Genomic DNA, 21,824 nt, shown 5'->3' with positions numbered 1-21,824 from the left:
ACTTATGTTTCCGGTGTTGTGACTGTGAACTGACGGGCTGCTTCCGTGTTGCCGAAGTGTTTGTAGCGGATGATAGTGCAACACGCTTTGCCCTCCGGATATATTCGACAATGAACGTGTTTAAATGGGTCTTTGGGAGGATGGGTCCTACCCCGTTTTTCGGGCATACCTAAAGAGAGTTTTTTCAATGAAAAGCGATGGCCCGGAACATGCAGAGCACTGAAAGTCCCGAATATCCGCTTTTGTTTAAGAAGCTGAGGCTCTCGACCGGTCACAGAATGACCGTTCATTGTTGGAATAATGCTATGCGGCTGATTTGTGCCATATGGGGGAGGGACTCATTAGAGCCAGTCTGAGTATGAAAGATAAAAACACCACTCTCTTCACCTCTGTGCTGGACCCACAGCGGCCAGATCTTGCACCATTAAAGGCCTGGCCGTTGCAGTCCGGGTAGCATGGCCTCCACATCAATCTTGTAGGTGGTAAAAAAAGCTTCCGCCGCTTCAATCAGTGCCGTCTCGGTTTTGAGTATTCCGAGATAGACCGGCCATTCGGCGTCTATCAGTTCGGTTCTGTAACGGTCCGGGTCGATGGACCCCAGCTGCGCCAGGAACCGGAACTCCATTTCGTTCATGACGATGTAATCGCAGCGGTTGCGCAGAAACATTTGCAGCATTTGCTGGGTGTTGTATGTGTCATGGCGCACCAGCTGGCTCCCGATCCGCTCCTCGAGTCGATCACTGTAGACAAACCATCTGCGAAGGCAGATGCCTCCCTCAAGGTCATCGAAGGAGTCCGTTTTAAGGCCTGGTTGCGCGAACACACGATCGCGCCAGGTCAACAGCGGCCCAACGGCGTGCATTCTGTCCGGCAGAGGCATCCATAGCGGGTTAGCAAAAACCGCGTTGGCCAGTCCTCTTTCCAACGCCCAAGCCTGGCGTTTACGAGCCATCGGGAGGAAATCGGCCGAGATACCAGTCTCCATCGTGAAGTCATTGATCACCTCGACCAGAATGCCCTCTTTGAGGTCGCTGCCGTAATAAAACGGCATAAAGCCCTCGTCCGATCCCATAATCTGAAGCGTTTGGGAAGAAACTGGAAGGAGCCAGACTGCCATTACAAAAAACAGAACTACTCTCATTCGGTCCCCGTCGAAGTGATCAATCGGGTAAGGTCGTCGTTTGCCCAACGCTGCCTTACTGGTTAAAGACAGTTTGGCTCGAATTCCGGCCAGATGCCATGACAGAGTCGATATCGCTGCGAAGTCAGCTTTACCCACAAAAACTGTGGATAACTTTGTGGGAAGCGTTCGGATAGGTGCCTTCAGCCCTGCAATGGCAGGGCCTCAGCAATTGTGGCGTTTTAATGACCGGCCAAAGAACAAACAGTCTCGCCAGGGCTATCGAATACCCTTGGACTGCAGCCACTGACTGATTTGCGCCTGATTCATAGCGCCACTCTGGCGGGCCACTTCCCTGCCATTCTGGAACAGGATCATGGTGGGGATGCTACGAATGCCAAACTGGCTGGCGGGGCCCTGGGCCTGTTCGGTATTGAGCTTGGCAAACCGTACCTTGCCCCGCCAGTCCTTCGCGGCCTGTTCAAACTGCGGTGCCATCATTTTGCAGGGGCCACACCAGCTCGCCCAGAAGTCCACCAGCACCGGCAAATCACTGCGCCCGGTATGGGCTGCGAAGCTCTGGTCTGTGAGTTCCAGAACCTGATCCGGCCACAACGGCTGTTTGCAGGCGCCACAATTTCCGCCGGCTGACAATTTCTCCGCCGGTACTCGATTGACCTTATGGCAGTGGGGACAAACCAGGTGTCGGATGTCGGTCATGATTCATTACCCTCAGAGTGTTTACTGGTAAAGATGATCAGGGCAGACGGCAGGAAATCAAGCTGCAGCGCTCACGCTCGCATCGCCAGACCGGCCGTTTGCGACCATAATGATCAGCAAGAGTGGGAAAGCATCAGGCATACAGGGGTTCAGCATGAGAAGACTCGATGGCAAAACGGCTCTGGTTACCGGAGCGGCCAGAGGCATTGGTGAGGCGATCGCCGTTCAGTTCGCCAAGCATGGAGCGAAGGTCATCGTGTCAGATATTGACGATCAGCAGGGTCAGGCACTCGTTGATAGCTCAGAATTCGACATGCACTATCTCCATCTGGACGTGAGCGATGAAGCCCAGTGGATCGATTGCGCCAGCTTGATCGAAGAGCAGTTCGGGGGCCTGGACATCCTGGTGAATAACGCCGGCATTACCGGATTTCTGGAGAGTAGCGGGCCTCACGATCCGGAAAACCTCGATCTTGATTCCTGGCAGACCGTTCATGCAACGAACCTTAACGGTGTTGCCTTAGGCTGCAAGTATGGGATCAGGCTGATGAAGACCTCCCGGGCCGCCAGCATCGTCAACATTTCCTCAAGATCGGGGATTGTTGGTATTCCCGGGGCGGCTGCTTACGCGTCCAGCAAGGCCGGCGTCCGGAATCACACCAAGACCGTGGCGCTGTACTGTGCCGAAAAAGGCTACGCGATCCGGTGCAACTCCATTCATCCCGGCGCCATTATGAGCCCGATGTGGGAAGCGATGCTTGGGGAGGGGGAAGCCCGGGACGCTGCAATCGCAGAGGTAGAAGCCGGCGTTCCGATTGGCAGGATGGGAAAGCCCGAGGATGTCGCCTATGCGGCTCTCTATCTTGCCTCAGACGAATCAAACTATGTGACAGGCATCGAGCTGAACATCGACGGCGGCATACTGGCCGGAAGCGCCTCCGCTCCGGCCAGACGATAAGGCCCGAACTCAGAATTCGGACATCACATCCTGCAGATCCTGCTTGAGCTCTGCAGGCTCGGTGATCCAAACCGTTTTATCGAGGCCGGGAAACACGCCCACATCAAGGCCATCCTTTGTTAAGCCGGGAACCCACTTCCGGAAGAAATCGGGCAATGAAATGCTTCGAGGCGTCAGCTCTTCGCCGCCGCTGGCATACTCGGAAGCAAAGGCCGCAGTGGGCCAAACCGGCAGGTACTCCACATCGCCGTCATCCGAGGCAATCTTCAGGAAGCGGCTGTCGTTGTTGACCAGAATCCAGATTTCCCGGTCCTCGGCCACCTGGCTCAGGAAGTAGTCGTACCGCTCTTCACCATCCATTTCCATTACCTGATTCTGTTCGTTATTGCTCATGTCGGGTACGCCACTCCTATTAAACATTTCCAACCGGGGCTCAGGATTCCACCACACGGGCCCGGAGTCTCGGTAGCTGGGCCGGGTAGTGTTCCTGGATGAAGGTTACTATGCCCTCCCGAACCGCACATCTCAGGTCCCAGTTCTTGCTGGAATCGGCAGCGCTCATCAGAAACCGCACCTGGATCGCCTGATCGCTGGAATCGGTTACCTGTACTGATGAAAATTCGCCATCCCAGAGTCCCGACTCCTTCAGCAGGCGGGCAAACTCTTGTCTGAGCGGTTCAACCGGCATGGTGTAGTCGACCCAGACAAAGACCGTTCCCAGCAGCTCAGAGGTATTCCTGGACCAATTCTGGAACGGATTCTCGATAAACCATTGCAGTGGCACTACAAGGCGGCGCAAATCCCAGACCCGCAACACCACATAGGTGGCTGTTACTTCTTCCACCCAGCACCACTCGCCCTGCACGTGCAGGACATCGTCTATGCGGAAGGGCTGAGTGAGGGCGATCTGCATACCCGCCAGCAGATTGCTCAATACCGGCCGGGCCGCGAAGCCAAGAATCAGGCCGCCAACGCCGGCAGAAGCCAGCAGGCTCGCGCCCATATGCTGAACGGATTCGAAGGTCATCAGGGCCGCGCCCAGGCCGATAATAACGATCAGGATGTTCAGTGCCCGAACGAGAAAACGGGTCTGGGTTTCGACCTTGCGCGCCCGTTTCCACTGCCCTTCCAGCACCGGATTGAGCGCCACAATGACCTCGCCGATGGCTGAGGTCAGTCGAACCGCCGCCCAGGTAATGGCGAGCACAAGCAACAGGGTTGTCACCTGCTGGACCGCCGCCATCAGGGGCAGATCAGGTGGTGCGGTCTGTAGAGAGCCAGCCAGCGCAAGCAGGCAAAAAACCACACCGAGCGCCCGCGCCGCGGCATCCAGGAACAACCGGATAACCGTTCTGGACTCGGAAAAGTGCCGGAACACAGCGAGGGCAAGACGGTAAACGATATAAGTGACCGCAACCGCCAGAATCGCCGAAAACCCCGGCCACAACCACGCCGTGAAACCGGCTTCAAACGATTCCAACATCAGCCCTCCAGGAGCTTTCGATCAGAAGAGTCCGCGGCGAGCATGTTCCTGGCTCGCCGCGTTCCATAAAAGCCTAGACCAGGCCCTGCTCTCGCGCCATTGCCATGGCCGCTTTCGGGCCGGTCCAGAGCGAGGGAAGGATAATCAGCGAAACCGGAATCGCCGTCAGCACAATGAACTGCTGCAGCACACCAATCTGGCCGGCGCCCATGTACAGGAGAATTGCCGCCATCAGCGCCATGGCACCACCCCAGAACACGCGAATCCACGGGTTTGGTTCGTCATGGCCTGCGCCGACCATGGCAATGGAATAGCTCATGGAGTCGCCGGTGGTGGCGACGAAAATGGTTGTCAGCAGCAGAATCGCAGCCGCCATCCAGGTACCACCGGGCAAGGCTTGGGCCACCGTCAGAGTGGCGACATCAAAGCGGAAGTTATTCAGCGCTTCGGTGAGGTCGAAGGTACCGGCAAGCTGGTGGTAGATACCGGAGCCCCCCAGGAGGGTGAACCAGATAGTAGTGGCGATCGGCGCCAGCACGGCTACCGCCAGGACCATTTCGCGTACCGTCCGGCCCCGGGAGATTCTGGCGACGAAGACCGCCATCAGCGGCGTGTAGCCAATGAACCAGGCGAAGAAGAACACCGTCCACCATTTCATCCACCAGGCTGGCGCCGTCTCGGCAGTCATGGTTGCCATGGCAAAGAAGGAGGTGACGTATTCACCCATGGACTGGGTATAGGTATTGGCCAGGAACAGAGTTGGCCCGAAGACAAAAATGACACCGGCAATCACCAGCGCCAGAATGACGTTAAAACGGCTCAGCAACTGGATACCCTTGTGCAGACCGGTCATGGCAGATGTCATGTAAACGCCGGCTAGTACCACCAGCACGGTCAACTGGGTGCCATAGCCGTCCGCCACGCCAAACAGCTCGTGCAACCCAAAGCTCATCTGGGTGGCGAGAAAACCGATGGGGCCGACGGTTCCGGCCACCACGGCAATCACACAGAAAGCATCAATAACCCCGCCGAGGCGGCCCTGAATCACCTTCTCACCGAAAACCGGGTACAGCAGCGTTCTCGGTTGCAGCGGCTTGCCCTGGCCGTAATGGGCCCGGGTCAGTACCAGCGCGGTAAGGGAACCGAGCACGGCCCAGGCCAGGAACCCCCAGTGAGTAAACGACTGGGCCATGGCCGGGGCGACCGCTGCGGCGGAGCCGGCTTCGGTGTCAAACGCCGGGGGCGTCACGACGAAGTGGTAAACCGGTTCACCGGCGGCAAAGAACACGCCGCCACCGGCCAACAAGGTACACATGATCATCGACAACCACCGGAAACGGCCTATTTCCGGCTTTTCCAGCCCGCCGATCCGTGCGGCGCCAGCGCGGCTCAGGGCTGTGCCAATTGCAATGAAAAACGTCAGAAGTAGCAGCAACTGGAAAAAGGATCCCAGGTAGGTGGCGGTCCACGCAAACCCGGCTCCGATCAGGTCGGCCACGTGGCTGCTGTCGATGATTGAAGCACCCACGAACAGAAGAATGAAGCCGATAGTGAGCACCAGAACGACGGGATCACTGTCTGAAAACGGTCCGCTTCTGGCTCGCGGGAGAGATTGGGATTGAACGGTCATCTGGTCTGCCTCCGGAAGAAAAAGCCGCGCAGGCTACAGGAAGTGAAAGCCTCTTGCACGGGGGATTTCTGAAAATACGCATGGTCCGATGAAAAACATCACCGTATTGTTAGGATTCTATCTTTTTAGGAGGATTCTTTTGTCCCACCTGTACCTGGCGATATTGCTTGGCATGACCGTGGCACTCGGGCCCCTGGCGCTTGATGCCTACTTGCCTGCTTTCCCAGACATCGCCGATGGCCTGGGCATTGACCACGGGCATGTGGGGCTGACCCTCAGCGCCTATGTCACCACGCTGGGGCTGGCCCAGCTGGTTGGCGGCCCCCTGTCTGACCGATACGGTCGCAAGCCAATTCTTTTCGGAGGACTGCTGATCTTCATGGCCGGAGCCGTCATGGTGTCTATGGCCGACAGTCTGTCCGACATGGTGTTCTGGCGGATAGCCCAGGGGATTGGTGGCGCCTTCTGTGCGGTATCGGTTCCTGCCATTGTTCGCGACGAAGTCAGTGGGCAAGACGCCGCAAGGCTGTTTGGCCTGATTGGTCTGATCATGTTCATAGCCCCGGCTGCGGCTCCCTCGCTGGGGTCACTCATGCTGGCGCTTGGCGAGTGGCAGTGGATCTTTCTCATGCTGGCCGGCTACGCGGCGTTTCTCGTGGTAGTTCTGCAGGTGGCGCTTTTCCCGAAGCTGAAACCAAGAGCCCCCATCAAGACACCGGTTCGATCCCTGGTGACCAACTATCTGCTCGTGCTCCGGCACACAACCACCATGCGGTTCATCGGGATACAGGTCCTCTGTTTCAGCACCATGTTGTTATTTATTACCCATTCCTCGTTCATCTACCAGGAGTGGTACGGTCTCTCCAACAGCACCTTCGCCATCCTGTTCGCCGCCAACATTGGCTTCATGGCTGGCCTCAATTTGCTCAACCGCCCCCTGCTGAGACGATTTTCCTCAGTCCAGTTGGTGCGCGCGCAGGTCATCGCCCAATGGCTGGCCCTTGTCGCTCTGGTTACCAGCGTCCAACTCCAGGGACCGCTCTGGTTGGTGGCAGGTTGCATCATTGTTGCCATTGGCTGCCAGGGCGGCATCGTGCCCAACAACATGGCCAACGCCATGGAATTCTTTCCGAACCTCAGCGGCACCGCAGCGGCACTGTTGGGCGCGTCGCAATTTACCATTGCCGGCGCCATCAGCACCCTGTCCTCAATCACGGGGGATCAGACATTGTCCAGCATCGCAATTGCTATGCTGGCTTGTTCAACGGGTGCTGTTCTTTTGGCGCTGGGCGCGCCCCGTGCGGTGACTTTGGCGAAAAAATCCGGCGTGTAACAATTTCAGCACAGGGATCGTCTAAACAGTTTTCGGGGAGGAATGAACCACCTCCTTCCCACAAGACGTATTGCTGTTAGCGAACACAACAAAGGACGTGGCCAGAAATGACAATGCCAATACCGGAAGTAGAATCTCCTACCAGAACACTTGAATCACACGCAGGCTTACTGAGAACACCGAATCTCACAGCCGGGGGCGCCGAGGACAAGCGAGACGAAATCGCTTCCTATTTCACGAATACTTTTGACACCTATACCCGCCTGTTCGATTGCCTGGCCGATGATGCCGGATATTTTTTAAAGTCGATCCCCCTCAGACACCCGTTGATTTTCTACCTGGGCCACACAGCCACCTTCTTCGTTAACAAACTGGTACTGGCAAAACTGCTACCCGAGCGCATTGACCCGCACATGGAGTCTATTTTTGCCGTGGGTGTCGATGAGATGAGCTGGGACGATCTGGACGAGGACCATTACGACTGGCCAACCGTGGCCGAAGTGATGGATTACCGGGCCAAAGTCCGTGCCACGGTTCTGGAGGTGATGGAAACACTGCCGCTCAGCCTGCCGATCAACTGGGAGAGCCCCTGGTGGCCCATCGTTATGGGGGTCGAGCACGAGCGGATACACCTGGAGACCTCGTCCGTGCTGATCCGCCAGCACGATCTGGCACGGGTCCGCCCCCAGCCAGAATGGGCACCCATTCGCGAAACCGGTGAAGCGCCGGAAAATGAACTGATTACCGTGCCCGCCGGCACAGTCTCCATCGGGAAATCCTACGATGACTCCTGCTACGGCTGGGACAACGAGTACGGCGAGCATGACGCCGAGGTAGATGAATTCAGAGCCAGCCAATATCTGGTCAGTAATCAGGAATTCCTTCAGTTTGTCGAGGCCGGCGGCTATCAGGAGGACCGGTTCTGGAGCGAGGAAGGCTGTGCCTGGCGGCAATTTGCCGAGGCCCGGCACCCGACCTTCTGGCGCTGGCAGAATGGATGGTATTTGCGCCTGATGACAGAAGAAGTCGAGATGCCCTGGGACTGGCCCGTGGAAGTGAATTACCACGAAGCCAAAGCCTTTTGTGAGTGGAAAAGAGAACAAACCGGCCAGCCTATCCGCCTGCCCACGGAGGATGAGTGGTACCGACTTTGTGGTGAGGCTGGGATCGAGGAAGTGGGTCACGACCCTGCCAACGCAAATCTCCATCTGGATCACGGGGCATCATCGTGCCCGGTTACCCGTTTCAGGCACGGCAACTGGTTCGACGTTGTTGGCAACGTCTGGCAGTGGACAGAAACGCCCACTTACCCGTTCGATAACTTCAAAGTTCATCCGCTCTACGATGACTTCACGACACCAACGTTCGACGGGCAGCATAACCTTATCAAGGGCGGTTCGTGGATCTCCTGCGGCAACGAAGCCCGGCTATCGGCCCGCTACGCCTTTCGCAGACACTTCTTCCAGCACGCGGGGTTCCGCTACATCGCCTCTGAAAGCGAGGCGGTGCAACCCAACGCCTACTACGAAAGCGACCGGTTGCTGACTGAGTACGCGGAATTCCATTACGGCGACTCCTGGTTTGGTGTCGAGAATTTCCCGAAAGCCATGGCGGACATTGCTCTGGAAGCCATGAGGGGCAGACCGACAGGTAAAGCGCTGGACCTCGGCTGCGCCTGTGGTCGCTCCAGTTTTGAATTGGCGAGAGAGTTCGACCAGGTTGAAGGTGTCGACTTCTCCGCCAACTTTATCCGTCTGGGTGTGGAGATGGCCGAGCAAGGCTCCATCCGCTACGCGCTTGCAGAGGAAGGCGAGTTGGTCAGTTACCACACAAGAACCCTCAAAGAGTTGGCACTTGACGAGCACGCGGCGAAAGTCAATTTTTATCAGGGTGATGCCTGCAATCTCAAACCGCAGTACTCGGACTACGACCTTGTTCTGGCGGCCAACCTGATCGACAGGCTTTATAAGCCCAGACGTTTTCTGGACAGCATCCACGAACGGATAAACGACGGGGGCCTTCTGGTTATTGCCTCTCCCTACACATGGCTGGAAGAACACACACCTAAGGAGGAGTGGATAGGTGGTTTCAAAAAGGATGGTGAAAACCACACCACCCTGGATGGCCTGAAGGAGCACCTCTCAGAGCATTTCCGGTTAGTCAGTGAGCCGAGAAAGGTGCCTTTCGTGATCCGCGAAACCCAGCACAAGTTCCAGCATACCCTCTCGGAAGTGACTATCTGGGAGCGGTTGCCACGCTGATCAGCGCGGTCACCCCCTCTTTTATCGCCTCGTGGTCCACCAACTGATCGAACCAGTTGGTGGCTACTTGACCGCTCGCCAGGCACAACAGCGTCCCCAGCACGATGTCTCTGTCAACGTTATCGCCACCCAGGTTGGTGTTCATGCGAAGCGCCAAAAGCGGTATTTTTGTTGCCGGGACTGGTTTATCTTAACTGTAGGAGACAATGTTTCTATTACGTTCATCACGCAGACACAGAGCTGCTTTGGCTCGGTAATCGGAGAACAATGAATTGAGTGACAACCCCGCTGGACTGGTTGAAGATAGCTCCGTTTACAGAACCTTATTGGAGTCAACCAAAGCGATTCCCTGGAAAATCAACTGGCGAACCATGCGATTCGAGTACATAGGGCCCCAGATTGAAGCCTTGCTCGGCTGGCCCCAGGACAGCTGGCTAACCGTAGACGACTGGGCCACACGCATGCACCCCGAGGATCGGGAGCGGGTCGTCAATTTCTGCGTATCGCAATCCGAGGCCGGGGTCGATCATGAGGCGGACTATCGGGCCCTCACCGAACGAGGAGAATACGTCTGGTTGCGGGATGTGGTGCATGTACTGCGTGACGATAACGGTGATGTCGAGGCTCTGATCGGCTTTATGTTCGACATCAGCGAGCGCAAGAAAACCGAAGACGAAGTGGTCGCTCTGCAGAAGAAATTGGAAGAGTATTCTTACAAGGATGGACTCACCGGCGTCGCAAACCGCCGAATGTTTGATACCGTCATGAACGAGAACTGGAACGACGCCATCCGACACCAGTCTTCTCTGTCAGTCATACTGCTCGATATCGACAATTTTAAAGCGTACAACGATCTTAACGGCCATTTGCAGGGTGATGAATGTCTCAAGCGAATCGCTACGCTACTGGAGAACGCGGCCCAACGGCCCCGCGACTTCGTGGCAAGGTTCGGTGGTGAGGAATTCGTGATCATCCTGCCCGAAACGGACACGCCAGCTGCCATCAGTGTGGCTGAACGTTGCCGTCAGTTGCTTCTTGAGGAACAACTTCCCCAGGGAGGCAGCCCGCACAGTAAACAGGTTACTATGAGCATGGGAATAGGCACTGTGATTCCCTCACGCCACGACCGCATCGCCGATTTCCTGGATCTGGTCGACCAGCGACTCTATAAAGCGAAGCGGGACGGCCGTAATCGAATTGTCTTCGATTAAAATAGAAAAGGCCGCGCAGTAATGTGAGCGGCCTCTATCCCGATTGACTTACTTCTGGACTTGCTCAAAGTAACCGGTCAGACGGTCCTTGTTCGTTGCAGCGGCTGCAGTGAGCTTATCCACGGCGGCTTTCGCAGAGTCGTAGTTGACCGCTTCGCCTACCTGAATGACACCGGCCATGTTCAACGCGGCATGGGGCGTGCATTTATAAACGTATACGCCCTCTTCGTTCAGGGTCACCGTGATGCCCTCATTCATGGCTCCCTGCCAACCTTCAGCACCCTCAGGCACCTCTACGGACACTGAGTTGTGGGCTGGATCGACAAGGACAAATTTGACGGTATCGCCAGGCTCGGCCTTAACAAATCCCGGTTCAAAGACCATGGCACCGTCAGCGCCGGAGTTCTTCATTTCAACGACGTGTTCGGCCGCCATTGCAACGCCAGAAATAAAAGTGAGTGCAACTGCAGCAACGGTGTGTTTCAGCGTTAATTTCATAGTGACTTCACCTCATTGGTTGGTCATTTAAAGCAATAAAAACTACGCGTCCTACCCACATCAGGATCCCTTTCGACTCTAAGGGCATATCCTTATGGGAATGACACCCCTGGTTCGCCAAGGCTCGGCCCTGAGAACCAATGAGGGCCTGTTTCGTACAAATTGGCATCATGTCTTCGGATATTGAATGATGGCGGAACCAAAGATCGACGGCATACACTGCAAGAGCAAGCTCGCTCCTTTGTGCAACAGCAGATCCTGAACGGAGATCGGGAATCGGCGAGCCATTAAGCTAAAAGGGGTTTATGCAACAAAAGACAATTACTGACGAAACCTTGAGAATGGGCGTTGACGTTCTGGCCGAGAGAGATTCCGATTTATACAGGATCCGGGACCGGCTTGGGTACCCGCCACTCTGGGCTCGAGAGCCGGGGTTCGCCTCACTGGTGCATATCATTCTGGAACAACAGGTCTCGATCAAAGCCGCGGCCACCATGTTTCAGCGGCTCGCGTCACATCTGGGATCGGTAACCCCGGAATTGGTCCAAAAGGCTGGCGAGTCTGAGCTAAGGCAAGTCGGGCTTACACGGCAAAAAGCCCGGTACTGCGTCGAGCTCGCCAATCGGATTGCCAGCGGTGCGCTGGAACTCTCAAAGCTTGATACCCTTGACGATGCACAGGGCCGAAGCCACCTTTTGGATATACCGGGTCTCGGTCCCTGGACCGTTGACGTCTATTACATGATGGCGCTCCGGCGGGCGAATGTCTGGCCTCAGGGAGACCTGGCACTGGCATCCGCGATACAGGACATCAAACAGCTGGAGGCCCGGCCAACCAGAGATGAACAACTTGTTTTTGCGGAACAATGGAAGCCGTGGCGAGCTGTAGCCGCTCGCATGCTCTGGATGCATTACCTGGACGCACGAGGTCAATGAAGGAGGCAAAGTGATCTACGAAACCGAAATGAAGCACCTGGCCCGCTGTGTAGAGTTGGCCTCAATGGCAGTGGACAGCGGAAACCCGCCTTTTGGCTCCGTGCTGGTGGATGAAACCGGTGCCGTCAGGTACGAGGGACATAACGAAACTGCAGGTGGGGACGAGACCAGACACCCCGAATTCGAGATAGCCCGCTGGGCGGCTGCCAACATGACCCCGGATGAGCGAGCCGCCTCCACAGTGTATACCTCTGGAGAGCACTGCCCGATGTGCGCGGCTGCACACGGTTGGGTTGGCCTTGGGCGAATCGTTTATGCAAGCTCGTCGGAGCAGCTTTCAGCCTGGCTGGACGAACTGCACGTGGCGCCACCGCCCGTGGCAACCCTTCCGATTAATCAGGTGGTTCCAGGTGTTCCCACCGAGGGTCCCTTCCCCACCCTTGCTGACGCTCTGCGAGAGCTTCACGAGCGCTACGCTTTGGCCGATCGGAACAAAACGTAATTTCCCAGCAGTGCCAGCGTGGCACCCAGTACCGCCGTTGTTGTCCACTCAAAGCCCTCGAGCCAGGTCGAAACGCTCAGGGCAACCACGGGGAAAAGCACCGTCGCGTAGCCGGCCTTGTCGGCACCGAGCGTCTGAATCACCGTAATGTAGCAATAAAACGCGATGATTGAGCCGGGAACGGCCAGAAAGACGGTTGCGCCCCAGAAAGTCGCCGAGGTGGGGACTACCCACTCAACACCCTGCAACAGGCACCAAATGCCAAGAATCACCGCGCCGTAAACCATGGCCCAGGCATTGGCCAGTAACAGCGGTACCTGAGACATCCGCACCTTGATGCTGACCAGGTTACCCATGGAAAACCAGAAGGTGCCGCCAATGGCGAACAGAATGCTGGTGGCTGTGGCATTCCCCAGTTGCAGATCGTGCCAGAACAGCAGTGCCACACCGGTGATCCCCAGAGAGATCGCCGGATAAAGCCGGGCGGTAGGCCGGAGCCGTAACCAAAGCCAGCCATTCAAAGCGTTAAACAGCGCGGCCAGCGAAAACACCACCGCCAACAGACCGCTTGTCATGGATTCTGCCGCACGATAAATCAGCAAAAAGTTCAGGCTGTACAGGGTTGCCCCCTGCAGCACCAGCCAACCGTGCTGTTTCAGGGTCAGCTTCTCCAGCCTGCGCACCATAGCAAGAACCACGAGTGTCACAACAGAAGCCATGACGAATCGGTAGAACACGGAGATATCGACAGGGGCCGCTTCAACCTGCAGGCGAATCGCCGTCCAGGTCAGCCCCCAGATCAGTACCGTCAAACCATAGTGAGCAGAGATGGGCATGCAATTGGGATCCTGTAACTATCGGGAAGAACCGTTGGCTAGTTCACGATTCCTGATCGGGGCACCAGACACGCCATGGCCGTGAGCGAAACATCCCGGAATACCGCCTCCGAGGCAACGACACTCGGGAATCTATCGTAAAGCATCCGCCGACACGTGGAGGTTCGTGCTTCAGCTTTTTCGACGCAATCAGCCTGGGCCGTCGCGCCACTACCCTCGCCTGTAACATCCGAGCAGAAGTCCGGAATCTGCCCGAAAATCCAATCTACTGCAGCACTGAGTTCAACGGGATTGGCCCGCAAGTTGGAAAGGCGGCTTGCGTCGATGGGGTCGGGCTGTTCGCGGGTCTGGTCCCAGAGAACAAACAGCAGGGCGGCAGATACCAGTACAACAGTCACCTTTGGAAACTTCATAGGGGCCTTTTCAATCCGGTGAATCAGATCGCCGATCATAAACGCTCAGGCATGTTCTGTCCCGGTTTCCTATACTACCCGGGGCTCAATGCATTGGGGCCCGCTACGGACAACGGCCCTGACACCCAGGAACCACCCTCCAAAAGCCACAAGGAGTTCTGCAAATGGCCACACTGATTGTTGGTCTGATTCTGTTTCTCGGCGTGCATTCGCTCTCCATCGTAAACGAGCCCCTGCGCAACCGGCTGAATGCCTCTATGGGCGAGGGAGCCTTCAAAGGACTTTATTCCCTGGTATCCCTGATAGGTCTGGTTCTGATCGTCTGGGGTTATGGTGCAGCACGGATGGATCCGACGGTGATCTATGTGCCACCCGCCTGGCTAAAGCACGTGGCCTTCCTGCTTCTGGTACCTGTATTCCCGCTGCTGTTTGCTACCTACTTCCCGGGAAAGATCAAGGCGAAGCTGGGGCATCCCATGCTGGCTGCTGTCAAACTCTGGGCGCTGGCACACCTTCTCGCAAACGGAATGCTCCACGATCTTCTGCTGTTCGGCTCGTTCCTGGCCTGGGCCGTTGCCGACCGGATCTCCATGAAGCGGAGAACCCAGCGAGCCATTCCAACGCTACCAGCAACCAAAGCCAATGACATTATTGCAGTCGCCGGCGGCCTGGCAGTGTATGTGGTTATGGTGGTGTGGGCCCACCAGTGGCTGTTTGGTGTGGCGCCAGCCTGATTGGCCGGCGCAAACTCTCACTAGAGGCCCTGGGCGCCCCGGCGCAACCAGTCGTGCACGAACGCGAGTTTGCGTTGCGCCGTTTCTGACAACACAAACGGGTACAGGTCAGAAAGGCCCATGGAGCGGTTCACATGGTTGACCCGAATGGCCAGCGACGCCGCGACGTTAATCAGCATGGCTGTGTCGGGCTCGGCGTAAGGATCCCAGCCCTGTCTGGGCACTTCCGGCGATGTCAGCCCCGATGACACCAGGCTGTCGGTGATGTCTGTCAGGTGGAGCAGGTGCGCGGCAGTCTCTGCCCAGTCCTCGTGAGGGTGTGCCGAGGCGTAACTGGTCAGGTAGAACAGCCTCCAGTCCTCTGGCGGACCGTTATGATAGTGATGCTCAAGGGCCGCCGGATAATCGGCTCGTTCATCACCAAACATTTCCCGGAACGCATCAAGAAAATCTTCCCGCAAACTCAGACGCCACCAGAGCATATGAGCGATCTCATGGCGCATATGGCCAACCATGGTGCGGTAGGGTTCATCGAGGGCTTGTCGTCGGGTGGTACGAACCACCGGATCCGCCTCTGCAACACTGATGGTAACCACACCATTGGCGTGCCCCATGGCAACCGGGGTCAGCCCCTCCGCCAACATATGAAAAACCGGGCGGGTGCCCGGATCTTCCGGGCGAAACCAGTGCCAGCGCCCAAGGTTATCCAGCACCCACCGCTTCGCAGCCTCAGTCTCGGCCCAGTTCGGCATGGCATTGGGAATGTTCGGGTCCGGCGCCAGCGCTGTCATCGCGCACGACCTGCAGAAAGCCCCTTTCTCAGGCGCAATCCAGTTGCAGCCGATAATGTCCCGATTCACGCAGAAAGGCGGCATGGGGACGAATGCCCTGGCCTGTGGATCGTAAGCGACCGGCGTGCCCTCGGCAGTGGTGAGATTGTCAAACCACAGATTTCCGGAACCAACCGGGTTGGAAAAAACCTTCATAGAGCTGGTGCTCCTTTTATACGGCAGTTTGCTCGAGAATGTGTCGCCGTTCTCCCGAACCTATACCCTATAGCCAAGGAACACCAGCCAGAGAGGCCAATCGGCCCAGCCAAACCTTACATCGTGATGACCAGATCGTCGTAATCAAAACGCACTTTCGGCAAGCCAGAACTCCGGTCACGGGTACTGCGGTAACCCAGGGCAACAATGGCCGAACTCTCCAGCCCCAACTCTGCCAACCCCAGCACGTCATCATAGGCGTTGTGGTCAAAACCGGTCATCGGGCAGCTGTCGATCCGCATGGAGGCGGCCGCGGTGAGCAGCGTGCCCAGGGCAATATAGGTTTGCTGGTGCGCCCACGCCTGTTTCTCTGATTGCGACTTGGATGCGAGTGCCTCTTTCATGTGAGTCACATAGCCCGAGATCTCCGCCGCGGGTACGCTCCGGGTTTTCTCAAACTGAGTGACATACCTGTCGACGGTGTGATCACCAATGTCTGTCTGCGCTGCAAAAACAATCAAATGCGAGCAGTCCAAAACCTTCTGCTGGCCATACGAATAAGGCAGCAAATCCTTCCGGACCGACTTGCTCTCAACAATCAGAATTTTGTATGGCTGCAGTCCATAGGAAGACGCGCTCTTGCGGGCTGCATCCACCAGTGTTTCCACCGTTTGGCCATCAAGCTTTTCTGGTGAAAACTCGCGGACGGCGTAACGCCAGTCCAGGGCTTCGTGTATGTTCATAGGGTTGCCTCCTTCAGTTTGAGGTAACCACTCTATGGAACCGGCGAACCCTAAAAAACGGATGAAATAGAACTACATATTTTCCAAAATGGAAATAGCCAGAAGTTAAGCCACGGGATCAGCGCTATTCCCAATAAGGCTTCTCGCCCAGATGCTGGTCCAGATGGTCAAGCAGCAGGCGAACCTTGGTGGGTTGCTTGCGCCCCGGCGGAAACAGGGCGAATACGGTATAGGGCTTGGGCGGGAAATTGGTCAGCAAGGGAACCAGGACGCCCTTTTCAATATCGCCCTGCACCAGAAAGCGCGGTAATAAACCAACGCCAGCTCCCCTCAACAGGCTCTGACGGATCGCCAGGCTACTGTCCGTTCGGTAGTTGCCACTGACTCTCACCTCCCCATCGCCCAGTTCCCAGACTCCCGGTCTGTCATGCAGTGAAAACGTCAGACAGTTGTGCCGTGTCAGGTCTTCCGGACCAAGAATTCCCGGGGCGTTTTTCAGATAGTCTGGTGATGCGCATACAATATTTCTGGACGTTCTCAGTGGCCTGACCATAAGGGTTGAATCAGCCAAAGAGCTTCGAACCCGAATGGCGATGTCTACGCCCTGCTCCACCAGATCAACCATTCGATCACTGAGCTGAAGGTCGATATCGATTTCGGGATAGTCGCGCAGAAAACTGTCGATAGCCTCTGTTATGTGGGTCAAGCCGAACGACATGGGTACGTTCAGCCTGATCGTGCCTCGAGGCTCTGCCTGCAACCTTCTTGCCTCAAGCTCTGCCTCTTCCAGATCATCCAACAACGCCTGAGTACGTTGCAGAAAGGCGAGCCCGGCACCAGTCAGGTTCATGCGGCGGGTGGTGCGGTTTATCAGCCTGGTATCCAGATCCCGTTCCAGAAAGGCAATATGCTTACTCACCGTTGCAGCGGTTATATCCAGGTCATCCGCAGCCCGGGTGAAACTACCCAGCTCTGCAACGCGCCTGAAAATTTTCATTGCCACCAGCTTGTCCGTAGCCACTTAAAACTCCTGATTATTTCTGATTTGGAAGGAGTATTGTTCGCCCAGACCCAATTATCAATCCAATCGATTGCTGCACACTGAGTATCAACAACCCGCCTCACCAACCGGAGCATTCAGTGATGATAGCGACAGCGCAGCGTTCCTTTATCCCTCCCCAAGCCCTGATCTGGGGCCTACTGCTGGCCAACGGATTTCTGATTGCACTGATGCTGGCACTGGCGAAAGCGGCAACATCCCAGGGTATGCCTGCCGTCACCTATGCCTTCTGGCAAACGCTCATTGCAGGAGCCGTTCTACTGTTGTGCTCCCAAAAACGCCGTTCTCTGCTGGAACGTCGCCTGACCCGCTATTTCCTCATCAGCGGCTTGACCGGTATCGCGATCCCGAATGTGATCGGATTTTATCTGGTGACCAAACTCGGAGCCGGTTTCACGGGAATCATGTATGCCCTCCCCCCAATCTTTACGTTCCTGCTCGCCACCAGCATCGGCCTGGAAAAACGAAGCTGGATCAAACTGGCTGGGTTGTCTATTGCGGTCGTCGCCTGCGCCTGGATTGTGCTGCAACGTCATTCGGAGATCAGCAGCCCGAACATAGCCTGGTTCGCCATGGGCCTGATTATCCCGGCGATGCTATCCATCGGTAACGTCTATCGCTCAGTCGCCTGGCCTGATGATGTAAAACCCATGGTCCTTGCATCGGGTACGCTGCTGGCGTCGGCCTTCACGCTTGCCCTGGTCGCCAGCCTGACGGACACCCCTATTTTTCCGAAGGGCACGGGATCGGATCTTATTGGCATTGTGGTTCTGCAGGGACTACTAACCGCGCTGACCTACCTTTGCGCCTTTGAGCTTCAGCGTCGCTCCAACCCGGTTTTTTACAGTCAGCTCGGTGCAGTAGCAGCCATGTTCGGATTGCTAATCGGGGTTATCTGGTTCAGGGAAAACTATTCGTTAACCATCTGGCTGGGAGCCTTCATGGTGATTGTTGGGCTCAGGATCAGCAACAGGAAGAGCGCACGAACCGAAGCATCGTGAGGACCATCAATCAGATTCATACCCAATGCTTAAACAAATTCATTTGCCTCATCCCGGGGTCGTTCCTAGGATGGTGACTTCTGTCACCCACAAGAAGAACGATACCCGGGGAACCAGCCACCATGACTTTCCACTCCGTACTGATTGCCAATCGCGGAGAAATCGCGATCCGTATTGCCAGAGCATGCAGCGAACTGGGTTTGCCGGCAGTCACGGTATTCTCTGAAGACGACGCCTCCAGCCTGCATACCCGTATGGCCGACGAGGCGGTGGCTCTCACGGGCAGTGGCGTTAAGGCCTATCTTGATGGGGCACAGCTGATAGACATTGCAAAGACCCATGGCTGCGATGCGATCCATCCGGGCTACGGGTTTCTGGCGGAAAACGCCGGTTTTGCCCGCGAATGCGAGCAGGCCGGTCTGGTCTTTATTGGCCCGTCACCAGAGGTATTGGAAGGGCTTGGCGACAAATCGGCAGCCCGGGATCTGGCCGAGAACTGCAAGGTTCCTTTGATCAAGGGAATCAACAAGCCGGTGAGCCTTGGCGAAGCCCAGGCTTTTCTGAGGGAACATGGCCCTCTGATGCTCAAGGCCATTGCCGGTGGCGGCGGCCGGGGCATGCGGGCCGTTCACGCCGAGACAGAGCTCGAGCAGGCTTTCCGGCGCTGCCAGTCCGAGGCCCAAGCGGCGTTCGGCAACGGATCGCTCTACATTGAACAGCTCATCGGGCGGGCGAGACACATTGAAATCCAGGTAGTTGGCGATGGTACCGGAGCCGTCAGCCACCTCTGGGAGCGGGACTGCAGCCTCCAGCGGCGCAACCAGAAACTGATCGAGATTGCGCCGAGTCCTTCACTGGACGCCTCGATCCGTGATGCCATGATCGACTGCGCCCTCAGGCTGGCCAGCTCCGTTAACTACCGCGGCCTGGGAACCTTTGAGTTTCTGGTGGACCAGGACCAGCCTGGCCGTTTCTATTTCATGGAAGCCAACCCCCGTATCCAGGTTGAGCACACGATCACCGAAGAGATTACGGGGGTTGATCTGGTGCAAACCCAACTGCAGTTACTCGCAGGCCACAGCCTTGCGGATCTGGGTCTTGAGTCGGCACCGACGGTGCGGGGATTTGCGATCCAGGCGCGAATCAACACCGAGACGCTTCACTCCGATGGGCGTGCCAACGCGGCAACTGGCACACTCGGCACCTACGAGCCGCCCTCAGGCCCGGGTTTACGGGTCGATGGCTATGGTTATGCCGGTTACACCATCTCCCCATCGTTTGACTCCCTGCTCGCCAAGCTGGTGGCCCAAGGCAGCGATTATCCTTCAACACTTCGGCGACTGTATCGCGCCCTGTGTGAGTTCCGGCTAACCGGGCTCAGCTCCAATATTGGTCTGCTGCAGAATCTGGTTCGCCACTCCGGCGTCGAAACCTGGACGGTTTCCACCCGCTTTGTTGAAGATAATCTGAATACCCTTGTTCCGGTAGAGACCAAAAACGCCCATCCGCACCTGCACTTTGGCAACACATTCAGCGCGGAGGAAGCCAGGAGACCGGACTCCTCACTCGCACCGGCGGGTACCATCGGCATTGAAGCGCCCAGCTCAGGCACGGTCGTCAGTATTGATGTTTCACCCGGAGATTCCGTCGCCATCGGCGACCCGATCGCGGTGCTTGAAGCCATGAAAATGGAATTCGTGGTCAAGGCAAGCGAGTCCGGCATCGTCCACACGCTTGCCGCAGAACCGGGAACAACGGTGAACGAAGGCCAGGCACTGGTCTATCTGGAACCCGCTGAAGTAGACGCCAGTGGCATGCAGAATGAAGAGACGGTCGATCTGGAGTACATTCGAGCCGATCTGGCCGAGGTTCTGGAGCGACACGACCTGCTGACTGATGAGCGCCGACCGGAGGCCGTCGCAAAACGGAACAAAACGGCCCAGCGAACCGCCCGAGAAAACGTTGAAGACCTGCTCGACCCGGACAGCTTCAATGAATACGGAGCCCTGGCACTGGCGGCACAGCGCCGCCGACGTTCGGTGGACAAACTGGTTGAAATGAGCCCGGCGGATGGGCTGATTACCGCTATCGGCACCGTGAACGCGCCGATGTTTGGCCCGGAAGCCGGCCGTTGTGCCGCCATGGCTTACGATTACACCGTGTTCGCCGGCACCCAGGGGCTGGCCAATCACCGCAAGGCAGACCGTATTCTTGCTCTGGCGGAGCAATGGCGAATCCCGCTGGTTCTGTTCTCAGAAGGCGGCGGTGGTCGCCCCTCCGACACAGATACCAACGGCGTATCCTTTCTGGACTGCCATACGTTTGTCAGTATGGCCCGGCTATCCGGCGTTGTGCCCACGCTAGGTATTGTGTCCGGCCGTTGCTATGCGGGCAACGCGGCGCTGCTTGGCTGCTGCGACACCATCATTGCCACCGAAGACGCCAATCTGGGTATGGCCGGGCCCGCGATGATCGAAGGCGGCGGCCTTGGGCGCTTCAGACCGGAAGAGGTAGGGCCGGCTTCCGTCATGGCGCCCAACGGGGTGATTGATGTCCTGGTCAAGGATGAAGCCGAAGCTGTTCGCGTTGCGAAGCAGTACCTGTCTTACTTCCAGGGCAGCGGGAAGGACTGGCAGTGCGCCGATCAACGACGGCTCCGCCACCTGATTCCGGAAAACCGAATGCGGGTCTACGATATCCGCCAGGTCATCGAAACCCTGGCCGATCAGGACAGCGTTCTGGAACTGCGCAGGCAATTCGCGCCAGGCCTGATCACGGCCCTGGTCCGTATTGAAGGCCGCCCCATGGGGCTGATCGCCAACAATCCCGCCCACCTGGGAGGTGCGGTTGATGCCAGCGCAGGCGACAAGGCCGCCCGATTCATGCAGCTGTGCAACGCCCACAATCTTCCGCTCCTGTCATTGTGCGATACGCCAGGATTTATGGTGGGACCTGAAGCGGAAAAACAGGCCACCATTCGCCATGTCTCGCGCATGTTCGTGGCAGCAGCCGGGCTCAATGTGCCCTTCTTCACCGTGGTTCTGCGCAAGGCCTACGGCCTTGGCGCCCAGGCCATGGCTGCGGGCAGCATGCTAACGCCGTTCTTTACGGCTGCCTGGCCCAGTGGCGAGTTCGGCCCCATGGGCTGGGAGGGCGCCGTGCGTCTGGGTTTTGCCAAGGAGCTGGCCGCCCAGCCCGACGAAGAATCGCGAAAAACCATGTTCGATACGCTGGTTGCCAAGGCCTATGAGCAGGGCAAAGCACTCAATGTGGCCAGCTACCTGGAGATTGATGCGGTGATTGACCCGCAGGAAACACGGGCCTGGCTGGTCCGGGGGCTGAATTCCACTGCCGGCACGCACTCTGGGGATCACGGAAAATTCATCGATACCTGGTGACC

21 protein-coding genes are annotated in these 21,824 nt (G+C 57.1%); 9 read left to right on the top strand and 12 right to left on the bottom strand.

Annotated elements, in window-relative coordinates; all coding sequences use genetic code 11:
* Positions 1 to 424 precede the first annotated feature (424 nt).
* Positions 425 to 1,051 carry a polar amino acid ABC transporter substrate-binding protein gene (locus WA411_RS10080; protein ID WP_291906249.1) on the bottom strand — a complete coding sequence of 209 codons (627 nt, stop codon included), beginning with the start codon at positions 1,049 to 1,051 and terminating at the stop codon, positions 425 to 427.
* 348 nt (positions 1,052 to 1,399) lie between these two features.
* Positions 1,400 to 1,840, bottom strand: coding sequence for a thioredoxin TrxC (gene trxC, locus WA411_RS10075; protein ID WP_209400588.1), 441 nt, complete (start codon positions 1,838 to 1,840; stop codon positions 1,400 to 1,402).
* A gap of 154 nt (positions 1,841 to 1,994) precedes the next feature.
* On the opposite strand from trxC, the gene WA411_RS10070 reads away from it, so the two are divergent.
* Positions 1,995 to 2,798 (top strand): SDR family oxidoreductase, encoded by an 804-nt coding sequence (locus WA411_RS10070; RefSeq protein ID WP_291906254.1) that lies wholly within the window; start codon positions 1,995 to 1,997, stop codon positions 2,796 to 2,798.
* A gap of 9 nt (positions 2,799 to 2,807) precedes the next feature.
* Here the strand turns inward: WA411_RS10070 and WA411_RS10065 are convergent, their stop codons facing one another.
* The 3 genes from WA411_RS10065 to WA411_RS10055 all read right to left on the bottom strand — a co-directional run bounded on the left by WA411_RS10065 (position 2,808) and on the right by WA411_RS10055 (position 5,911).
* The gene (locus tag WA411_RS10065) at positions 2,808 to 3,191 is read right to left on the bottom strand and encodes a DUF2750 domain-containing protein (protein WP_136630505.1); all 384 of its coding nucleotides are present in this window, start codon (positions 3,189 to 3,191) and stop codon (positions 2,808 to 2,810) included.
* A gap of 40 nt (positions 3,192 to 3,231) precedes the next feature.
* The gene (locus WA411_RS10060) at positions 3,232 to 4,281 is read right to left on the bottom strand and encodes a mechanosensitive ion channel family protein (RefSeq protein WP_136630507.1); all 1,050 of its coding nucleotides are present in this window, start codon (positions 4,279 to 4,281) and stop codon (positions 3,232 to 3,234) included.
* A 73-nt stretch (positions 4,282 to 4,354) separates the two neighbouring features.
* Positions 4,355 to 5,911, bottom strand: coding sequence for a BCCT family transporter (locus WA411_RS10055; RefSeq protein WP_291906255.1), 1,557 nt, complete (start codon positions 5,909 to 5,911; stop codon positions 4,355 to 4,357).
* Between the two features lie 139 nt (positions 5,912 to 6,050).
* On the opposite strand from WA411_RS10055, the gene WA411_RS10050 reads away from it, so the two are divergent.
* Together WA411_RS10050 and ovoA are read left to right on the top strand one after the other, a co-directional pair.
* Positions 6,051 to 7,244 (top strand): multidrug effflux MFS transporter, encoded by a 1,194-nt coding sequence (locus WA411_RS10050; RefSeq protein WP_291906256.1) that lies wholly within the window; start codon positions 6,051 to 6,053, stop codon positions 7,242 to 7,244.
* A gap of 107 nt (positions 7,245 to 7,351) precedes the next feature.
* Positions 7,352 to 9,505, top strand: a complete 2,154-nt coding sequence (gene ovoA, locus WA411_RS10045) for a 5-histidylcysteine sulfoxide synthase (RefSeq protein WP_291906258.1) — start codon at positions 7,352 to 7,354, stop codon at positions 9,503 to 9,505.
* On the opposite strand, the gene WA411_RS10040 is transcribed toward ovoA, so the two are convergent.
* Positions 9,480 to 9,650: a hypothetical protein gene (locus WA411_RS10040; protein WP_291906259.1), complete on the bottom strand. Its 171-nt coding sequence runs from the start codon at positions 9,648 to 9,650 to the stop codon at positions 9,480 to 9,482. The genes ovoA and WA411_RS10040 overlap by 26 nt on opposite strands.
* A gap of 127 nt (positions 9,651 to 9,777) precedes the next feature.
* Between WA411_RS10040 and WA411_RS10035 the strand changes: the two genes are divergently transcribed.
* The gene (locus WA411_RS10035) at positions 9,778 to 10,716 is read left to right on the top strand and encodes a GGDEF domain-containing protein (RefSeq protein ID WP_291906260.1); all 939 of its coding nucleotides are present in this window, start codon (positions 9,778 to 9,780) and stop codon (positions 10,714 to 10,716) included.
* Between the two features lie 48 nt (positions 10,717 to 10,764).
* On the opposite strand, the gene WA411_RS10030 is transcribed toward WA411_RS10035, so the two are convergent.
* Positions 10,765 to 11,214: a pseudoazurin gene (locus WA411_RS10030; protein WP_053112809.1), complete on the bottom strand. Its 450-nt coding sequence runs from the start codon at positions 11,212 to 11,214 to the stop codon at positions 10,765 to 10,767.
* A gap of 305 nt (positions 11,215 to 11,519) precedes the next feature.
* Between WA411_RS10030 and WA411_RS10025 the strand changes: the two genes are divergently transcribed.
* Complete coding sequence (locus tag WA411_RS10025) at positions 11,520 to 12,149, top strand: DNA-3-methyladenine glycosylase family protein (protein ID WP_291906263.1); 630 nt, start codon at positions 11,520 to 11,522, stop codon at positions 12,147 to 12,149.
* Positions 12,150 to 12,159: 10 nt separating this feature from the next.
* Complete coding sequence (locus WA411_RS10020; protein ID WP_227514571.1) at positions 12,160 to 12,651, top strand: nucleoside deaminase; 492 nt, start codon at positions 12,160 to 12,162, stop codon at positions 12,649 to 12,651.
* Here the strand turns inward: WA411_RS10020 and WA411_RS10015 are convergent.
* A complete protein-coding gene (locus WA411_RS10015) occupies positions 12,621 to 13,487 on the bottom strand; it encodes a DMT family transporter (protein ID WP_136630510.1) in 867 nt (288 codons plus the stop codon). The genes WA411_RS10020 and WA411_RS10015 overlap by 31 nt on opposite strands.
* Positions 13,488 to 13,525: 38 nt before the next feature.
* Positions 13,526 to 13,939: a hypothetical protein gene (locus tag WA411_RS10010; RefSeq protein ID WP_291906266.1), complete on the bottom strand. Its 414-nt coding sequence runs from the start codon at positions 13,937 to 13,939 to the stop codon at positions 13,526 to 13,528.
* A 125-nt stretch (positions 13,940 to 14,064) separates the two neighbouring features.
* On the opposite strand from WA411_RS10010, the gene WA411_RS10005 reads away from it, so the two are divergent.
* Positions 14,065 to 14,634 (top strand): NnrU family protein, encoded by a 570-nt coding sequence (locus tag WA411_RS10005; RefSeq protein ID WP_291906267.1) that lies wholly within the window; start codon positions 14,065 to 14,067, stop codon positions 14,632 to 14,634.
* A 20-nt stretch (positions 14,635 to 14,654) separates the two neighbouring features.
* Here the strand turns inward: WA411_RS10005 and WA411_RS10000 are convergent, their stop codons facing one another.
* The 3 genes from WA411_RS10000 to WA411_RS09990 all read right to left on the bottom strand — a co-directional run bounded on the left by WA411_RS10000 (position 14,655) and on the right by WA411_RS09990 (position 17,384).
* Positions 14,655 to 15,620 (bottom strand): zinc-binding metallopeptidase family protein, encoded by a 966-nt coding sequence (locus WA411_RS10000; protein WP_069184301.1) that lies wholly within the window; start codon positions 15,618 to 15,620, stop codon positions 14,655 to 14,657.
* Positions 15,621 to 15,736: 116 nt separating this feature from the next.
* Positions 15,737 to 16,363, bottom strand: coding sequence for an NAD(P)H-dependent oxidoreductase (locus tag WA411_RS09995; protein ID WP_291906272.1), 627 nt, complete (start codon positions 16,361 to 16,363; stop codon positions 15,737 to 15,739).
* A 124-nt stretch (positions 16,364 to 16,487) separates the two neighbouring features.
* Positions 16,488 to 17,384 (bottom strand): LysR family transcriptional regulator, encoded by an 897-nt coding sequence (locus WA411_RS09990; RefSeq protein WP_291906274.1) that lies wholly within the window; start codon positions 17,382 to 17,384, stop codon positions 16,488 to 16,490.
* A 122-nt stretch (positions 17,385 to 17,506) separates the two neighbouring features.
* Between WA411_RS09990 and WA411_RS09985 the strand changes: the two genes are divergently transcribed.
* Positions 17,507 to 18,424, top strand: a complete 918-nt coding sequence (locus WA411_RS09985) for a DMT family transporter (protein ID WP_291906276.1) — start codon at positions 17,507 to 17,509, stop codon at positions 18,422 to 18,424.
* 122 nt (positions 18,425 to 18,546) lie between these two features.
* Entirely contained in the window at positions 18,547 to 21,822 is a 3,276-nt protein-coding gene (locus tag WA411_RS09980; RefSeq protein WP_291906277.1) for a carboxyl transferase domain-containing protein, read from the top strand.
* The last annotated feature ends 2 nt before the right edge of the window (positions 21,823 to 21,824 follow it).

It is taken from the genome of Marinobacter sp. CH_CUG1437-1 (assembly GCF_037029655.1).
GTDB lineage: Bacteria > Pseudomonadota > Gammaproteobacteria > Pseudomonadales > Oleiphilaceae > Marinobacter > Marinobacter salsuginis.
Note: the sequence above shows the minus strand (reverse complement) of the source record. Positions and strands in the feature narration are given on the sequence as shown.